We start from the raw sequence: 17091 nt of genomic DNA, 5'->3' as shown, positions 1-17091 counted from the left end.
CCGTAATGCGCATAATGGGTGAATGCCCATTACATCCCGAGACCGGGAGATTCTACGCCTCGCCGTCCCGGCCTTCGGGGCCCTCGTGGCCGAGCCGCTCTTCCTGCTGGCCGACTACGCCATCGTGGGACACGGTCTCGGCACCGCGGCGGTGGGCGCTCTCGGCGTCGCGGGCGCCGTCCTCGCCACGCTGGTCAACCTGTGCGTGTTCCTCGCGTACGGCACCACGGCGTCCGTGTCCCGGCAGACGGGTGCGGGCAACCACGACCAGGCCATGCGCAGCGGCGTGAACGGCATCTGGCTGGCCCTCGCCATCGGCGTCGCCGTCATCGCCGTCGTCTGGCCACTCGCCCCGACGCTCGTGGAATTGTTCGGCGCGAACCCCGCGCAGAGCGAACAGGCGGTGACGTACCTGCGGATCAGTCTGCTCGGCGCGCCAGGGATGCTCGTCGTGCTGGCCGGCACCGGAGTCCTGCGCGGGCTGCAGGACACGGTGACGCCGCTCGTCGTGGCGGTGGGCTCGTTCGCGCTCAACGCGGCGCTCAACGCCTGGTTCGTGCTCGGGCTGCACTGGGGGATCGCCGGCTCGGCGTGGGGCACCGTCCTGGCACAGACCCTGGGCGCGGCCGTCTACCTCGTCGCCGTGGCGCGCGGGGCGCGGCGGCTCGGCACTCCGCTCACCCCGGACCCGCGCGGGGTCCGGCAGGCGGGCACGGCCGGGTTCGCGCTGCTCATCCGTACGGTCTGTCTGCGGATCGTGCTCCTCGCCGCCACCGTGATCGCCACCCGCATGGGCGAGGCCGAACTCGCCGCGTACGCCATCGCCACACAGGTGTGGACGCTGCTCGCCTTCGCCCTGGACGCCATCGCCATCGCGGGCCAGGCCATCACCGGACGTTCGCTGGGCGCGGGCGACGTCGCCGCCACCCGCGCGGCCACGAAGCGGATGGTGCAGTGGGGCATCTGGTCGGGCGTGGTGCTCGCGCTGCTCGTCATCGCCGCCCGTCCGGTGCTGCCTGGGCTGTTCGACGCCGATCCGCACGTCACCGAGCTGCTGCTGGCCGTGCTGTGGCCGGTCGCGCTGTTCCAGCCGGTGTGCGGGGTGGTGTTCGTGCTCGACGGCGTGCTCATCGGCGCGGGCGACCAGCGCTACCTCGCCTGGGCAGGGGTGTGGACGACGCTCGCGTACCTGCCTGCGGCGCTGGCCGCGTCCGGTCTCGGCGTCGTGGCCCTCTGGTGCGCGCTCGGCGTGTGGATGCTGGCCCGTCTCGTCACGCTGACGCTACGCGCCGCGGGACCCGCCTGGCTGGTCACCGGGGCCTAGACCTGCACAAACGCCCCTGCCTGCCAGTAAGCGGGCGAGTCGGAATACGTTATCGAAATCTCAAATCTCGGCGCGCCCCGCCGGCTTTCCCGGCGTCGCCGTACGCCCACGGAACCGGGCATCACCTGCGACAAGCCGCTCGCCCCCGGACACGGACCGTAGGGGCCGGCGCGCTGTGATCCGTGCTTGCCGATGTCACGGGTGTGAGAGATGGTGAAGGAGTTCCCAGAGCGGGGTGTTCCGTGTCCACGATTCTGCGACGACTGCCGCCCACCGCGGTCACCGGCCTGCGCACCGGCGCCCGGCACAGTCTGGCCGAGGTCTACCGCCCGGCCGACCTGATCGTGCTCGGGCTCGGCGTCATGATCGGCGCCGGCATCTTCAGCATCGCCGGCCAGCAGGCGGCCACCACCGCCGGGCCCGGGGTCATCCTGTCCTTCATGATCGCGGGCATCGCGGCCCTGCTGGCGTGCCTGTGCTACGCCGAACTGTCCTCCACCATGCCGACCTCAGGCAGCGCCTACACCTTCACGTACGTCATCTTCGGCGAGGTCTGGGCGTGGATCATCGGCTGGGCGCTGATCCTGGAACTGCAGTTCGCCGCCGCCGTCGTGGCACGGGCCTGGGGCGCCATCACGGTCGCCGCGATCGCCAACTTCGGCGTCCGCGTGCCGGACAAGGAGTTCGTCCAGGACGTGCTCGTCCTCGCGATCCTCGTGCTGCTCACCGGCGTCGTGGCGCTCGGCGCGCGGGTGGGGCTGCGGGCGCTGTGGGTCATGGTGTCGGCCAAGCTGCTGGCCATCGGCGCGGTCATCGTCGTCGGCCTGCTGTACCTCGACCCGGCCAACTTCGGCGACTTTCACGTGCCGCCGAAGACGCTCGACACGGCCCCGGCGACCGTACTCGAAGTGCTCGTCGGACAGAGCCAGGCGTTCGGCTGGTTCGGGATCTTCGCGGCGGCCTCCGCCATCGCGTTCGCCTACATCGGCTTCGACGTCGTCGCGACCTCGGCCGAGGAGACCGTGAACGCGCCGAAGGCCATACCGAAGGGCATGATCCGCAGCCTTGTCCTGGCCACGGTCATCTACCTCGCCGTCGCCCTGGTCATGGTCGGCATGGTGTCGTACACGAAGATCTCCGTGGACGCCCCGCTCGCGAGCGCGTTCCGGGCGGTCGGCGTCGACTGGATGGTGCACGTCATCGACGCGGGCGCGGTGCTGGGGCTGACCACGGTGATCCTCGTCCTGATGGTGGGGCAGACGCGGGTGCTGTTCTCGATGGCCCGCGACGGGCTCATCCCGCGCGGTCTGGCCAGGGTGAGCCGCCGCTACCACTCACCGACGCGGGTCACGCTGGTGATCGGGTTCGTCGCGATCGTGGTGGCCGAGTTCGTGCCCGTGCTCACCATGCAGGAACTCGTCGTCATCGGGACGCTGTTCGCCTTCGCGTTCGTGGCCGCCGGGGTGATCGTGATGCGGCGGCGCATGCCGCACCTGCAGCGGGGGTTCCGGGTGCCGTTCTCGCCGCTGCTGCCCGCGCTGTCGCTGCTCGCCACGTTCTGGCTCCTGGTCAACCTGCGGGTGCTCACCTGGGTCTGGTTCACCCTGTGGATGGCCTTCGGCCTGTTCGTCTACCTCGTGTACGGCCGCCGCAAGAGCGTCCTCGCCCGTCCGCACGCACCCGAGCGGGTGCTGTCCACCGGCGGCCGGCACCGCCGCTAGAACCTGCCCGACCGCAGCACGCTGCCCAGGAACTCCCGCGTACGGGCGTGCTCCGGCTCGCTGAAGATCTGCTCGGGCGGCCCCTTCTCCAGCAGCACGCCGCCGTCGAGAAAGCACACCGTATCGGAGATGTCGCGACAGAAGCTCATCTCGTGCGTCGTCAGGATCATCGTCATGCCCGACTCCTTGAGCTCCCTGATGATCCCCAGCACCTCCAGCACCAGCTCGGGGTCGAGCGCCGAGGTGACCTCGTCGAGCAGCATGAGCCGCGGCTGGGTGGCGAGCGCCCTGATGATGGCCACCCGCTGCTGCTGCCCTCCCGAGAGCTGGTCGGGGTACGCCATCGCCTTCTGCGCCAGACCGAACCTGGTCAGCAGCGCGTGCGCCTCCTCCTCCGCCTGCGCCTTCGCCACCCCGTGCACCTGGCGGGGCGCGAGGGTGATGTTGTCGAGCACGGTCATGTGCGGGAACAGGTTGAACGCCTGGAACACGATGCCGAGCCGCTTGCGCACCCCGTCGACGTCGACCCGGGGGTCGGTGATCTCCTCGCCGTCGAGATGGATGGCTCCGTCGTCCACCGTCTCCAGCAGGTTGACGCAGCGCAGCAGCGTCGACTTGCCCGAACCTGACGCCCCGATGAGGCTGACCACCTCGTGCGCCTCGACCTCCAGGTCGATGCCGCGCAGCACGCTGTGGCCGTGGAAGTTCTTCCACACGCCTTCCATGGTCAGCACGCTCATGCGCCACGCCTCCTGCGCGTACGGGCGGCCAGGTGGTCGGTCAGCCGGGCCATCGGGATGGTGAGGAGGATGAACAGCAGCGCCGCGACGAGGTACGGCGTGTAGTTGAAGGTGCTGGCCGCGTGGATCTGCGCCTGCCGCAACGCCTCCAGCGGCCCGATGGTCGCCACGAGCGCCGTGTCCTTCTGCAGGGAGACAAAGTCGTTCAGCAGCGGGGGCACGACCCGGCGGGTGGCCTGCGGCAGCACCACGAACCGCATCGTCCTGACGTGGCTCAGGCCGAGCGAGCGCGCCGCCGCCACCTGGCTCGGGTGGATCGACTCGATGCCCGAGCGGAACACCTCCGCCACGTACGCGCCGTACGAGAGGGTCAGGGCGATGACGCCCAGCGTCGCCAGGTCGGTCGGGACGCCCTGCAGCCGCAGCGCGGGCAGCCCGAACCCGACCAGGTAGATCACCAGGATCGTCGGCACGCCGCGGAAGATGTCCGTGTACAGCGTGGCGAGCGCCCGGATCGGGAAGAACGCCGGCGTCGTGATGCCCCTTGCCAGCGCGACCAGCAGGCCGACGACCAGGATGAGCGGCTCGGCGATCAGGAAGATCTTGATGTTCAGCCAGAAGCCGCTCAGCACGTCAGGCAGCGCCTTGACGAGCTGCTCCCGGTCGAAGAACGTCTCCGAGACCCGGGGCCAGCCCGGCGAGTTGGTGACCAGCCACACGACCAGGACGATGAAGACCACCGTCGAGACGGTCGCGATCGAGGCAGAACGCCGCGCCCGTACCGTACGGACGCGTTCGCGCTCCTTCTGCCGGTCGGACTTGACCCATTCGCTCATCTGCGGGTCACTGCAGCTCGGGCGCGCCGGCGGCCGAACCGAGCCACTGCTGCTCGATCTTGGCGAGTTCGCCCTTCTCCTTCAGCGCGTCCACGGCCTTGTCGACGCAGGTCTTGAGCGGGCTGCCCTTCTCCATGACCAGCCCGAACTCCTCCGGCGTGCCGCCCGTCGAGCTGAACTGGCCGACGATCTTGGAGTTCTCCACCTGGGCCGCGGTGACGTAGAAGGCCGTCGGCAGGTCGACGACCAGCGCGTCGACCTGCTTGTTCTTCAGCGCGTTCACCGCGTCGATCTGCTCGTTGTAGACGTTGGGGTCGTCAGCGGGCTGAATGACGCTCTTGACGGCGTCGAGCGAGGTGGTGCCGACCTGGACGCCGATCTTCGCGTTCTTGAGGTCGGCCAGGCTCTTCGCGTCGGCGTACTTGCTGCCCTCGACCGCCACGACCGCCTGCTTGACCGTGTAGTAGCCGTTGCTGAAGTCGACCGCCTTGGCCCGGTCGGGCGTGATCGACACCTGGTTGACGTCGAAGTCGAACTGCTTCTCGCCGGGCGCGAACGCGGAGTCGAACTTCACCGTGTTCCACTGCACCTCGCTGCGGTCGAAGCCCAGCTCGCCCGCCACGGCGAACGCGACCGCGCTCTCGAAGCCCTGGCCGTTGCTCGGGTCGTCGTCCTTGAACCACGGCTCGTAGGCGGGCTTGTCGGTGCCGATGGTCAGCTTGCCCGGGGTGAGGAGCTGGAGCTGGTCCTTCGTGCACGCGGTGGACGCCGTCGGCGCCGCGGCGGTGGTGGTGGCCGGATCGTCGACCGGTGCACAGGCCACGACCGCCACGGCCAGAAGTCCGGTCGTGAACAGCATCCAGGGACGGGCCATGGCCATGCCTCCAGGGGGGAAAAGAGTGAAAATGCTACGGCATTCTACTGCCCATTTCCCCCCTCTCACCTGCGCCCCAAGATCACCACCCCCCACCCCACCTGCCCAACCCTTGAAGGCCGCAACAGCACCCCTCAGACGGCCGGCGAGTGTTGCTGTGTGTGGGCGGATGAGGGCCCGTCGCAGGTTGCCGTGGCGTGAGGGGTACGCCACGAGTCGTCGGGGGTGAGGTGTGCTGCGGTTGCAGTGGGGGCGTCGGAGGCTGCCGTGGCGTGAGAAGCGTGGCAGTGAGGTCCGTCGCAGGCCGCCGTAGGGGTGAGGTGTGTTGCGGGTGGCTGCCGGGGGTTGCCGGGCGGTGGGGGTGCGGGCGGGGTTGGTCGGCGCTGCCGCCCGCCACCCCCACGAGTCGGAGGAGCGGGAGCCGTCGGGGCTGAGTGCGTGTCCCCACCGATGGTGAAGGAGGTGGGATTTGGGCGCGTATGGTGTGGGTGTGAGTGGCAGTCGGGGGCGGCGTGACCAGCTCAGAGAGTTTCTGCGGGCCAAGCGGGAAGGCCTCACCCCGGCCGAGGCCGGTATGCCGTCCGCAGGGCGCCGGCGTACTCCTGGGCTGCGCCGGGAAGAGGTGGCCGTGCTAGCCGGGGTGGGAGTGTCCTGGTACACGTGGTTGGAGCAGGGGCGCGACATCAAGGTGTCCGACGCCGTGCTGGACGCGGTCGCCCGCGCGCTGAAGCTCGACGAGGCCGAGCGGGCACACCTGTACGTGCTCGCCGGGCTGAATCCGCCGGAACCCGCGGGCAGGCCGGGTGCGCCGGTGAGCGAGCAACTGCGTGCGGTGCTGGACGCGTGGATGCCCAACCCGGCCCACGTGCTCGACCGGCACTACAACCTGGTGGCGATGAACGACGCGGCCGGACGGGTCTTCGGGTTCGACGACGACGTCCGGAACTGCATGGTGGCGTTCTTCACCCACCCGACCTACCGCAGCAGGTTCACCGAGTGGCACGCGTTCGCCCCTGACATGGTGGCCGACTTCCGTGCCAGCGCGGCCCGGTATCACGACGATCCGACCTTCGGGCAGATCGCCGAAGACCTGTGTACGGCCAGTACCGACTTCGCCGAGTTGTGGATGCGACCGGATGTCCGTTCCCGCTCCCAGGGGATCAAGGCCATCACCCATCCGGAAGCCGGTGACCTCACCTTCGAGTACTCGCTGTTGCGGCTGCCTGATCGCGCCGACCTCAACGTCGTGCTGCACACCCCGCACCCCGACACCGACACCAAGGAGAAGGTGGAGAGCCTGGTGGTGGCACACCCAGGATGAACTGACACTGCCAGGGCAACCGTCCTCACAGCACGATGGACGGCATGAGAGCGATCACGATTCCCGAATTCGGCAGCGCCGATGTCCTCCGCCTTGACGAGGCCGAGGCCCCCGAGCCCGGGCAGGGGCAGGTCTCCATCGACGTGGCCTACGCGGGCGCCAACTTCGCCGAGATCCTCTACCGGCAGGGTGTGGTGGACGTACCGCTGCCGTTCGTACCCGGCATCGAGGTGTCCGGCCGCATCCGGGCGCTCGGCTCGGGCGTCGAGGGGCTGAGCATCGGTCAACCGGTGGCCGCGCTGACGATCGTCGACGGCGGCGGCTACGCGGAGGTGGTGACCACCTCCGCCGACCTGGTCGCTCCGCTCGACAACCACGACCGACTGGAACTGGACGTCGCGGCGGCGCTGCCCTCCAACAGCACCACCGCGTTCCTCGTGCTCGACCGGGTGGCCCGCATAGCACCGGGGGAAGACGTGCTGGTGCACGCCGCCGCCGGAGGCGTGGGCAGCCAGCTCGGCCAGGCCGCCCGGTTGCTGGGCGCGGGCCGCGTGGTGGGCGCCGTGGGCAGCCCCGCCAAGATCGAGGCCGCCAAGGCGTTCGGCTACGACGAGGTCGTCCTGCGCGAGCAGGTGGCCGAGGCGGGTCAGTTCGACGTCGTGGTGGACATGGTCGGCGGTACGGCCCGCCGCAGCAGCCTTGACCTGCTCGCCCCGATGGGCCGGATGGTGGTGATGGGCAACGCCTCCGGCGCCGAGGACGTCGGGATCTCGGCCAATGACCTGTGGTTCACCAACAAGACCGTCTCCGGGTTCAACCTGGCCGCGTTCTCCGCCGCTTTCCCGGAAGAGGCGGGGCGGGCGCTGCGCCGGGCTGTGGCCGCGGCCGCGCGCGGGGAGCTTCGGGTGCGGGTCGAGTCGTTGCCGCTGGAACAGGCCGCCGAGGCACACCGCCGCATCGAGGCCGCCCGCACCACCGGCAAACTCGTGCTCGAAGTCGAACGCATCTGAGGCCTGGTCAACCGATCGGTAAGGCGCCCCCGGCCTCTCGGATCACGCGACTACCCAAAGAATCCCAGCCCCCATAAGCCCACAGCCTCGCCTCTTCCGAGCGGACACTGCCTCACGCGCGGGTGCTACCTCGCCCGGACACCGCCTCGCGCGGGTGCTCCCTCACGCGGACGCCGCCTCACGCACGGGTGGTGCCTCGCGCGGACGCTGCCTCGCTCGGACGCCGCCTCGGGCACGGGTGCTGCCCCACGCGGACGCTGCCCCACGCGCGGGTGCTGCCTCCGGCGGACGCTGCCTCCGGCGGGCACTGTCTCGGGCGGGCACTGTCTCGGGCGGGCACCGTTTTCGGACGGGCACCGTTTTCGGGCGGGCGCGCCGTTGTGTTCGGCGCGGGGCACTCGGCCTTGACTCGGCAATCCGCGACACCCCCGCGTTGCCGCCCCTGGCCGGGCTCGCAAAGTTGGCCGCCCTTGCCCTTCAGGTGATGGGATGCGGGGACGATCCACGAGGCTCCCTGCCCTATGTGGTGACATGTGAGGGCGACCCACGACGCCCCACCCCACCAAAGGGGTGGCTGCGAGGGTGACGCGCGACGTCCCCTCCCCCAGACGGTGACGTGCAAGCCCAGACGGTGACGTGCAAGGGTGACCCGGGACGTCCCCTGCCCCAGATGGTGACGTGCGAGGGTGACCCGGGACGCCCCTCCCCCAGGTGGAGACGTGCGAGGGTGACACTGCTCCAGGGGGTGGGGGTAGGCATGAAAAAGGCCCCGCTCCTGCTGGAGGGGGCCTTGATCAGGGGTTGTCAGCCGGCGACGACCTCGACGTCCACGTTCGCGGACACCTCGGGGTGCAGCTTGACCGTGACCCGGTGCGAGCCGACGCTCTTGATCGGGTTGACGATCTCGATGCGGCGACGGTCGAGCGCGGGACCACCGGCGGCCTTGACCGCGTCGGCGATGTCGCCCGTCGTGATCGAGCCGAACAGGCGACCCGACTCACCGGCGCGGGTGGCCAGGCGGACGCGCAGCGCGCCGAGCTGGCCGGCGACCTCCTTGGCAGTGCCGAGGTCACGGATCTCGCGGGCGTCGCGCGCCTTGCGGATGGTCTCGATCTGCTTCTCGGCGCCACGCGTCCAGCGCATGGCGTAGCCGCGCGGGATGAGGTAGTTACGGCCGTAGCCGTCCTTGACCTCCACCACGTCGCCGGGGGTGCCGAGGCCGGAGACCTCGTTGGTGAGAATGAGCTTCATATCGACAGGCCTCCTTAACGCGCGGTGCTCGTGTAAGGCAGCAGCGCAACCTCACGGGCGTTCTTGATCGCGGTCGCCACGTCACGCTGGTGCTGGGTGCAGTTGCCCGTCACCCGGCGCGCACGGATCTTGCCGCGGTCGGAGATGAACTTCCGCAGCAGAGCCGTGTCCTTGTAGTCGACGTAGGAGATCTTGTCGTGGCAGAACAGGCAAACCTTCTTCTTGGGCTTGCGCAGTGCCGGCTTAGCCATCGTGGTGCTCCTTTCAGAGCCCCGCCGTCAGAGCGGGAATGGACTCGGGCTTGTGGACTGGGTTTAGAAAGGCGGTTCGTCGCTGAAGTCGTTGCCGCCGCCGCCGAAGCCGCCGCCGCCCTGCTGGCCGCCGCCGCCGAAGCCGCCCCCGCCACCCTGGAAGCCGCCGCCCTGGGGCGGGGCCGGGGACGCGGACGCCCACGGGTCGTCGGCCGGGCCGCCGCCGAAGCCGCCGCCGCCACCACCCTGACGGGAAGTGCGGTTGACCTTGGCGGTGGCGTTGCGCAGAGACGGGCCGACCTCGTCGACCTCGACCTCGTAGACCGTGCGCTTCTCGCCTTCCTTGGTCTCGTAAGACCGCTGCTTGAGCCGCCCCTGCACGATGACCCTCATGCCGCGCTGGAGGCTCTCGGCGGTGTTCTCCGCCGCCTGCCGCCAGACGTTGCAGGTCAGGAAGAGGCTCTCGCCGTCTTTCCACTCGTTGGTCTGTCGGTCCATGAACCGCGGAGTGGATGCGATGCGGAATCGAGCCACCGCTTGCCCCGTCGGGGTGAAGCGCAGCTCAGGGTCGTCGACGAGGTTGCCGACAATGGTGATTACGGTGTCGCCTGCTGCCATGGCTAGCGCTCGCCTTCCTGCACGCCTTCGCTTGGGTTACGGCTCAGAGTACGGGGCTGCTCCGACAAAAGCCGGAGGTTAGTGCACGTCCGGCCGGATGACCTTGGTGCGAAGAATGCCCTCGTTGAGGTTCATCTGCCGGTCGAGCTCCTTGACCGTCGCGGGCTGCGCGGACAGGTCGATGACGGCGTAGATGCCCTCGGACTTCTTGTCGATGTCGTAGGCGAGCCGGCGACGGCCCCAGACGTCGACCTTCTCCACGGTGCCGCCGTCGTTGCGGACGACGGTGAGGAACTGGTCGAGGGACGGCGCAACAGTGCGCTCATCGAGCGAAGGGTCCAGGATGACCATTACTTCGTAACGACGCATGCGGGACTCCAACCTCCTCTGGACTCTTGCGGTCACGACACTCTGCCGTGACAGGAGGACGCTGACGTGTCAGCGGGGCGGCCCCTTTCGGCGCCCCGGGGCGATGGGACTCCCATCACAACGCAGCGTTGACCAGGTTACCAGTCACCTGTACCTGGGAAAGCCCTGTAGAAGACCAAGGGGGTGGTGGCTGTGCCACATGTTCTCCAACCCTCCGAAAGGGAGCGGTTCCGGTTCACACTCAACACCGACGGGCGTCCGCACCCCACCGAGAACGCCCTGGCGATCGCGACGCTGGCGTGCGGCATCGTCGCCTTCGTGGCGACGTTCTGGCCCGCCGCCCACGTCGTCTCGTCGTGGATCGGCACGCTCGGTTTCGGGATGGGGCTCTACTCACAGTACGTCTCGGCGACCACGCCTCAGCGCGCGCTCAACGTCGTCGGGCTGGTGGGGTCGTTCGTGGGCGCCGCGCTCGGCATCGCCCACGGCGGTTTCCTCCCCCATCCATGAGGCGTACGCGACGCGAACGGCCCCGGGCGCACCGGGGCCGCCGTCCTTTCCAGCGGCTCACCCGATGTGCAGGTCGATGCCGAGCAGGACCAGGAACCACAGGAACACCGCGAGCAACGCCTCGGCGAGGTCCCGCAGCAGGCCGGGGGTGATGTAGTCGTACACCCAGGCCACATAGATCCCGACCAGGACGTACACCAATAAGAGCAGTGCGCGCAGGCGCCAGCGTGTCATGTCGCTTCTCCTCGCGTAGGGGGCTCTTCGCGACTGCCCCGGGCCGTCCCCGCGAAACGGATAGGCTCGGTGACATGGTGCGTATCGGAGCTCATGTCGGCCAGGACGATCCCGCCGCCCACGCCGCGGCCGTCGGCGCCGAGGTGGTGCAGTTCTTCCTCGGCGACCCGCAGGGGTACGACAAGCCCGTGCTGCCCGAGAAGCCGGTCGAGGGCGTCGACGTCTACATCCACGCCCCGTACCTGATCAACGTGGCGACCACGAACAACCGCATCCGCATCCCCAGCCGCAAGCTGCTCGAGCAGCACCTGAAGGCGGCCGCGGGGCTCGGCGCGAAGGGCCTGGTCGTGCACGGCGGCCACGTCAACAAGAACGACGACCCGCAGACCGGGTTCGACAACTGGCGCAAGGTGTTCGAACGCATGGAGTGCCCCATCCCAGTGCTCATCGAGAACACCGCGGGCGGCGGCAACGCGATGGCCCGCAAGCTCGAGCGGATCGCCCGGCTGTGGGACGCGCTCGACGGGTTCGACGTGGGCTTCTGCCTCGACACCTGCCACGCCCACGCGGGCGGTGAGGAGCTCGTCGACCTGGTCGAACGGGTCAAGGCCATCACCGGCCGCATCGACCTGATCCACTGCAACGACTCGCGTGACGCGTTCGACTCCGGCGCCGACCGCCACGCCAACCTGGGCAAGGGCACGATCGACGCCGAGCAGATCCTCGCGGTGTGCCGGGCGGCCGGGGCGCCGATCGTGGTGGAGACGCCGGCCGAGGGCCAGGCCGACGACATCGCGTTCCTGCGCAAGCACCTCTAGCCGATACACACAGCCTGTGGATAACTTTTTGGGATTACGGAGGCTGCGAAACGGGTATAGAAGTCAGCCTGCCCACGCGCCGCTCAGGTACCGTCCGGCGTTCAGCAGCATGAGCGGCCCCGAGATCGCGGCGTAGAGCACGAGCACCCACGTCCGCCGCGTGGTGACCCGGGCGACCACCACCCACAGCGGAAACCACAGCAGCAGCGAGCGCGGGATCGACAGGTAGTACGCCGAGGTCATGAGGGCCGCCGCCTGCGTCCCGGTGTAGACGGCCTCGCTCCACCGGCGCAGGACGAGCAGCCAGACCAGCGCCGCCACGACCACGACCGCGCCCACGATCTCCATCCGGAACGCCGCCGCGTAGTCGTCGGACCCCATGGCCGCGTGCCATGTCGTCCGCCATGCCTCCCACGGCCAGGCGAAGTCGCGCCCCCATCCGGCCTCCTGGGCGTGCTTCCACGCCAGCCAGTCACCCGTCCTGTCGTACTGGTAGAGCGAGTACGTGACCAGCGGCACGAACGGCACCACCAGCCACCCCGCGCGCCGCGGTGAGTCCCGGCGCGCGACGAACTCCACGACGAGCGCCGCCGCCAGGAACAACCCGGTGATCCGCACGCCGGACGCGCCCGCCGCCAGCAGGGCCGCCGCCGGCCAGCGGCCCTGGCGGGCGGCCAGCCAGGCCGGGATCGCGAAGGCCAGGAAGAGCGACTCGCTGTAGCCGGCGGACAGGAACACCGCCATCGGGAAGAGCAGCAGCGCCGCGACCGCCATCCAGCCAGAGGCACCTTCGGCCTCGGCGAGCCGGGACAGCGCCACCATGGCGACCGCCCCCGCGACGAGCGAGACCAGCAGCCCGGCCGCCGCCCAGTCGGGTACGACGAGATGCACGGCCCGCAGCGCCAGCGGCAGGCCGGGGAAGAAGGCGGGCAGCCCGTCGTCGACCGGTTTGCCGGGTTCGCCGTCGTAGCCGTACTGGGCGATGGTGATGAAGAGGGTGGCGTCCCACTTGCGCCAGCCGTCGAGGTAGCCGCCCAGCGAGGCGCCGAGCAGCGTCACGACGAGCAGGCCGGCGCGCGAGCCGAACCAGAGCAGCAGCGCGTCGAGCCGGGGGGAACGCGTGATCATCGAAAGACGGACGCCAGCGTGAACCTGTCAGGCGCGTCGTCGAACACTCCTCCGACCTGGTCGTCGACGCCCGTCTGCCGCACCACGTCCTTGTCGGGACGCAGGATGTCACGCACCACGAACGCCATCATGATCGCGATCGTGATGACCCGTCCCCAGACGGCGGTGAAGTACGTGTCGTCACCGATGCCGAGGTCGGCGCGTTCGAGCGGCGGCTGCGAGAGCAGGTAGAGCCAGATCGCGACGAAGTACCACATCTCCGCGAACTGCCACAGCGCCAGCGGCTTCCAGTTCGGACGGGCCAGCACCGCGAACGGCACCAGCCAGAGCACGAACTGCGGCGACCACACCTTGTTCGTCATCATGAACGCGGCCAGCGCCAGGAAGCAGATCTGCGCGAGCCGCGGCCGCCGGGGCGCGGCCAGGGTCAGCACGGCGATGCCCACGCACAACACGAGCAGCGACACCATGCCGAGCGTGGTCACGTCGGCCTCACCGAGGACGGGCCAGCCCTTGTGCTGGAAGAACAGCCACGGCGAGCCCCAGTCGACCCCGCGTTCCTGGGAGAAGACATAGAACCTGCGCCAGCCGTCCCAGGCGAAGATCATGAAGGGTGCGTTCACCACGATCCACGCGCCCGCGGCCCAGCCCATCGTGACGAGGAACGGCCGCCATCGCGCGGTGCGCAGCGTGAGCAGGAACAGCGCGCCGACGAACATCAGCGGGTAGAACTTCGTGGCGATGGCGAGCCCGAGCAGCACTCCGGCCAGGCCCTGCCGGCGCTGTTTCCAGGCCAGCAGCATGCCCATGGACAGCGCGCCCGCGACGAGGTCCCAGTTGATGTACGCGGCCAGCACCACGGCGGGCGAGATGGCGTACCAGAGCGCGTCCCAGCGGCGCGACGGCCCGGCGACGGCGGCCATCAGCAGCACGCCGGCCACCAGGCAGATGCCGAGCAGGATCACCGTCAGGTCGTAGAAGCGGACCGCCTGCGCGACCTGGTCGCTCTCCAGCCACCGCGAGATCCAGCTGAGGACCTGCATGACCTCGCCGAGCACCACCGGGTACTCGACCTGCTTGTCGAACGGCACGTCGGCGAAGTAGGGATTCTGCGTCGCCAGCGCCCGGTCGAAGTACAGCGGGTAGATGTCGGTGTAACAGAAGTTGGTGTACGTCGCGACCTGGTCGTTCCATCCACCCGTACGGCAGGGCAGCCGCACGATGTACGCGAGCGTCGCCCCCATCGCGGCGATGAGCCCGAGGGGCAGATACGGCACGGCACGCGCCCCCCAGGGGGCGCGTGCCTCGGTCACCGTCACGGGTCTTCCGGCCTGGCGGCCGACTGGTGCTCGCCGCTCGGCCGCGGCCGGGGCGCGTTGCCGCCGCCCGCGATCCCGGCGTCGTCGGCGGTCTGCGGGACGCCCGCGTCGCCGCCGTCGTCGATCGTGACGCCGTCGTCAGTGGTCACGTCGCCGCAGTCGACCGTGCAGTCGTCCTGGACGTGGTCGCCGAACGGGTCACCGCCCTCGTCGAACGGGTTGCCCTGGTCGAACTCGTCCTCGGGGGTGGCCGTCGGCGTGGGCGTCGGGCTCGGCACGATGTTCTCCGGCAGGCCCACCTCGGCTCGCGGGGGGAACTGCTCGATGGGCAGGTTCTCGTGGGCGAGCTGCATGAACTTCTGCCAGACGGCGGTGGGCGGGCCGGCGCCCTCGAACCCGAGCGAGGTCTCGAAGGGGCTGGTGTACGGGTTGTCCCAGCCGTACTTCTTGCTGCCCTTGCGGAACACCGGGCAGTTGGAGTGTTCCGGCGGGACGACCTTGCCGGACTTGGTCCGGCACTGCTCGCGGTAGAAGCCGACCGCCGTGGAGATCTGCGGCGTGTAACCGACGAACCAGGCTTCCTTCTCGTCGTTGTTGGTGCCGGTCTTGCCGGCGGCGGGCCGGTTGCCGAGGCCCTGGTTCGCGGCGGTGCCGGTCTTCAGCACCTCCTGCATGGCGATCGTGGCGTCGGCGGCGACGGCGGGGTCGATGACCTTCTTGGCGACGGCCTCCTCGCCGTAGGCGACCAGACCGTTCTGCCGGACCTCACGCACCACGTGGTAGCGGACGTACTTGCCGCCGTTGGCGAAGATCGCGTAGCCGGCGGCCTGCTCGACCGGCGTCACCAGGGCGCTGCCGATGGCGAACTGGTACTGGTGCTCCTTGACGTCCTGTTCCATGCGCTTGGTGTTGAACCCGGCCGCCTCGACGAGGTTCTTGACGTCTTCGAGCTTGTTGGGCAGCGCGTACGCCATCGAGACGTACGCCGTGTTGACCGACTGCGCGGTGGCCTTGATGACGTCGACGGCGACGCCGACGTTGTGGCTGTTCCCGAAGCCGCCCGCCTGCTGGCCCGGCAGCTCCTTCGGCACGGTCTCGTTGCCCGGCACATAGCTCTTGAGCGAGTAGCCGGCCTGCAGCCAGGCCGCCAGCACGTACGGCTTGAACGCGGACGCGGCCTGCTTCGTCGACTGGAACGGCTCGTTCCAAGGGTCGGTGAGGTAGTTGTCACCGCCGTAGAAGGCGAGCACACGCCCGTGCTTGGGGTCGACCGCGGCGAGTCCGGCGTGGAACTCGTTGGACATGCTCTTCGTCTGGGAGGTCACCGCGACCTTCGCGGCCTGCATCAGCTTCTTGTCGAAGGTCGAGACGATGTCGTAGCCACCGCTCTTGATCTCGTCCTCGGTGAGCTGGCGCCGCTGCTCCAGCTCGTTGAGCACCTCACGGACCATGTAGCCCCGCAGGCCGCCCATCTCGTTGTTGTCGCTGGACTTCACCGTCTTGGGGAACTTCGCCGTCTTGGGCAGGTCGCCGTAGCGGTCGGGCCACTGCTCGGACATGTACTGGACGACCGTGTTGAAGCGGTCGCGCAGCGCAGGCGTGTCGGCGTCCCAGGCGGGCTGCTGGATGCGCGCGGCGAGGTAGGCGCCCTGCTCGGGGGTGAGCTTCGCGGCGGTGACCTTGTTGCCGAAGTACGCCTTGGCGGCGGCCTCGACGCCGTACGCACGGCCGAAGTTGACGGTGTTGAGGTAGGTCTCGAGGATCGTCTCCTTCGTCATGGTGTCGTCGAGCTTCACCGCGACGAAGATCTCTTTGATCTTTCGCTGGATGGAGACTTCCTGGCTGAGCCCGTCGAAGTAGTTACGGGCCATCTGCTGGGTGATGGTCGAGGCGCCCTGCACCTGCTCACCCGTCACGGTGTTGTACACCGAACGGACCATGCCGGGGATCGAGATGCCGGAGTCCTCGTAGAACGTCTTGTTCTCGATGGCCACCGCGCCGTCACGCACGCTCTGCGCCATCTTCGCGAGCGGCACGCGCTCGCGCTTGAAGCCGAGCCTGGCGATCACCGTCTTGCCGTCGCGGTAGTAGATGGTGCTCTGCTGCGCCAGCGCCTCGGCCTGGGCGACGGAGGGCACGTCGATGTTGGCGTACGCGACCATGATCATGCCGAAGATGCCGGCGGAGAAGACCACGACGCCCGCGACCACGATCTTCCAGCTCGGCAGGAACCGGCGCCAGCCGCCGCGACCCCCGCCGTTCTTCGTGGGCGGTTCCGGCGGCCCGGGGGGACCGGGAGGGCCGTCCTGGCCGCGCCGGCGCGAGCGCCGCGGACCGTCGCCGACGATGGTCTCCTGGTTGCTCATCGAGCGGGAGCCCTGCCGGCGCGAGCGCGTCTGCTCCTGCGGCTGCTCCGGGTGGAACGACGGCTCCTGCGGGCGTGCGCGGCGGGGCGAGGGCTGCTCTGCGCGCGGCGGCATGCGGCGGGTCTGCTCGTCGTACGGCTGTTCGGCACGCGCCCGACGGGGCTGCTCCTCGTACTGCTGCGCGGCCATGGCGCCGGTCTGCTCGTACGCGGCCTCGGCACGGCGCTGCTGCGGGGCCGGAGCCGGGGCGGGGCCCCAGCCTGCCTCGCCGGTTTGGGGCGGAGGACCTGGGGGCACAGAATCGGATGAGCCGGAACGACGGCGCCGCCCCCCGCGGGGTTGGTGCGGCGTCCCCTCATTCATGCTGTTACTCACACGTCCTCGCAGCGTCGTCGGAACAG

The 17091-nt window shown here is 69.5% G+C and carries 17 protein-coding genes; 6 read left to right on the top strand and 11 right to left on the bottom strand.

Annotated elements, in window-relative coordinates; all coding sequences use genetic code 11:
• Window positions 1-22: 22 nt before the first annotated feature.
• Entirely contained in the window at window positions 23-1324 is a 1302-nt protein-coding gene (locus BLR04_RS28800; protein ID WP_090771099.1) for an MATE family efflux transporter, read from the top strand.
• Window positions 1325-1566: 242 nt separating this feature from the next.
• Window positions 1567-3045 carry an APC family permease gene (locus BLR04_RS28795; RefSeq protein ID WP_245740626.1) on the top strand — a complete coding sequence of 493 codons (1479 nt, stop codon included), beginning with the start codon at window positions 1567-1569 and terminating at the stop codon, window positions 3043-3045.
• Here BLR04_RS28795 and BLR04_RS28790 read toward each other — a convergent pair.
• The 3 genes from BLR04_RS28790 to BLR04_RS28780 are packed head-to-tail and all read right to left on the bottom strand — an operon-like array spanning window position 3042 to window position 5495.
• On the bottom strand, window positions 3042-3785 hold the full coding sequence (locus BLR04_RS28790) for an amino acid ABC transporter ATP-binding protein (protein WP_176903334.1): 744 nt from the start codon (window positions 3783-3785) through the stop codon (window positions 3042-3044). The genes BLR04_RS28795 and BLR04_RS28790 overlap by 4 nt on opposite strands.
• A complete protein-coding gene (locus tag BLR04_RS28785) occupies window positions 3782-4621 on the bottom strand; it encodes an amino acid ABC transporter permease (protein ID WP_090771097.1) in 840 nt (279 codons plus the stop codon). The genes BLR04_RS28790 and BLR04_RS28785 overlap by 4 nt, the downstream gene beginning before the upstream one ends.
• 7 nt (window positions 4622-4628) lie before the next feature.
• Window positions 4629-5495 carry an ABC transporter substrate-binding protein gene (locus tag BLR04_RS28780; protein ID WP_090771178.1) on the bottom strand — a complete coding sequence of 289 codons (867 nt, stop codon included), beginning with the start codon at window positions 5493-5495 and terminating at the stop codon, window positions 4629-4631.
• 490 nt (window positions 5496-5985) lie between these two features.
• Here BLR04_RS28780 and BLR04_RS28775 point away from each other — a divergent pair, with 490 nt between their 5' ends.
• Window positions 5986-6816, top strand: coding sequence for a helix-turn-helix transcriptional regulator (locus tag BLR04_RS28775; RefSeq protein ID WP_245740625.1), 831 nt, complete (start codon window positions 5986-5988; stop codon window positions 6814-6816).
• Between the two features lie 44 nt (window positions 6817-6860).
• Entirely contained in the window at window positions 6861-7826 is a 966-nt protein-coding gene (locus BLR04_RS28770; protein ID WP_176903333.1) for a quinone oxidoreductase family protein, read from the top strand.
• Window positions 7827-8630: 804 nt separating this feature from the next.
• Here the strand turns inward: BLR04_RS28770 and rplI are convergent.
• The 4 genes from rplI to rpsF form a co-directional block, all read right to left on the bottom strand.
• Window positions 8631-9077 carry a 50S ribosomal protein L9 gene (rplI, locus tag BLR04_RS28765; RefSeq protein WP_090771091.1) on the bottom strand — a complete coding sequence of 149 codons (447 nt, stop codon included), beginning with the start codon at window positions 9075-9077 and terminating at the stop codon, window positions 8631-8633.
• 14 nt (window positions 9078-9091) lie between these two features.
• Window positions 9092-9328, bottom strand: coding sequence for a 30S ribosomal protein S18 (gene rpsR, locus BLR04_RS28760; protein ID WP_020543048.1), 237 nt, complete (start codon window positions 9326-9328; stop codon window positions 9092-9094).
• 63 nt (window positions 9329-9391) lie between these two features.
• On the bottom strand, window positions 9392-9946 hold the full coding sequence (locus BLR04_RS28755; RefSeq protein ID WP_090771088.1) for a single-stranded DNA-binding protein: 555 nt from the start codon (window positions 9944-9946) through the stop codon (window positions 9392-9394).
• Between the two features lie 78 nt (window positions 9947-10024).
• Complete coding sequence (rpsF, locus tag BLR04_RS28750; RefSeq protein ID WP_090771086.1) at window positions 10025-10315, bottom strand: 30S ribosomal protein S6; 291 nt, start codon at window positions 10313-10315, stop codon at window positions 10025-10027.
• A gap of 192 nt (window positions 10316-10507) precedes the next feature.
• On the opposite strand from rpsF, the gene BLR04_RS28745 reads away from it, so the two are divergent.
• Complete coding sequence (locus BLR04_RS28745; RefSeq protein WP_245740624.1) at window positions 10508-10825, top strand: hypothetical protein; 318 nt, start codon at window positions 10508-10510, stop codon at window positions 10823-10825.
• A gap of 57 nt (window positions 10826-10882) precedes the next feature.
• Here BLR04_RS28745 and BLR04_RS40955 read toward each other — a convergent pair whose 3' ends face one another.
• Window positions 10883-11059 carry a hypothetical protein gene (locus tag BLR04_RS40955; RefSeq protein WP_176903332.1) on the bottom strand — a complete coding sequence of 59 codons (177 nt, stop codon included), beginning with the start codon at window positions 11057-11059 and terminating at the stop codon, window positions 10883-10885.
• Between the two features lie 74 nt (window positions 11060-11133).
• Here BLR04_RS40955 and BLR04_RS28740 point away from each other — a divergent pair, with 74 nt between their 5' ends.
• Entirely contained in the window at window positions 11134-11877 is a 744-nt protein-coding gene (locus BLR04_RS28740; RefSeq protein ID WP_176903331.1) for a deoxyribonuclease IV, read from the top strand.
• A gap of 63 nt (window positions 11878-11940) precedes the next feature.
• Here the strand turns inward: BLR04_RS28740 and BLR04_RS28735 are convergent, their stop codons facing one another.
• From BLR04_RS28735 to BLR04_RS28725, 3 genes are read right to left on the bottom strand one after another with little or no spacing between them, the layout of a single operon-like run.
• Window positions 11941-13005: a mannosyltransferase family protein gene (locus tag BLR04_RS28735; protein ID WP_090771084.1), complete on the bottom strand. Its 1065-nt coding sequence runs from the start codon at window positions 13003-13005 to the stop codon at window positions 11941-11943.
• On the bottom strand, window positions 13002-14282 hold the full coding sequence (locus BLR04_RS28730; RefSeq protein ID WP_245740623.1) for a glycosyltransferase family 87 protein: 1281 nt from the start codon (window positions 14280-14282) through the stop codon (window positions 13002-13004). The genes BLR04_RS28735 and BLR04_RS28730 overlap by 4 nt, the downstream gene beginning before the upstream one ends.
• A gap of 38 nt (window positions 14283-14320) precedes the next feature.
• Window positions 14321-16987 (bottom strand): transglycosylase domain-containing protein, encoded by a 2667-nt coding sequence (locus tag BLR04_RS28725; protein ID WP_143022258.1) that lies wholly within the window; start codon window positions 16985-16987, stop codon window positions 14321-14323.
• Between the last annotated feature and the right edge of the window lie 104 nt (window positions 16988-17091).

The sequence above is a fragment of the Nonomuraea maritima genome (genome assembly GCF_900100395.1).
Taxonomy (GTDB): Bacteria; Actinomycetota; Actinomycetes; order Streptosporangiales; family Streptosporangiaceae; genus Nonomuraea; species Nonomuraea maritima.
Note: the sequence above shows the minus strand (reverse complement) of the source record. Positions and strands in the feature narration are given on the sequence as shown.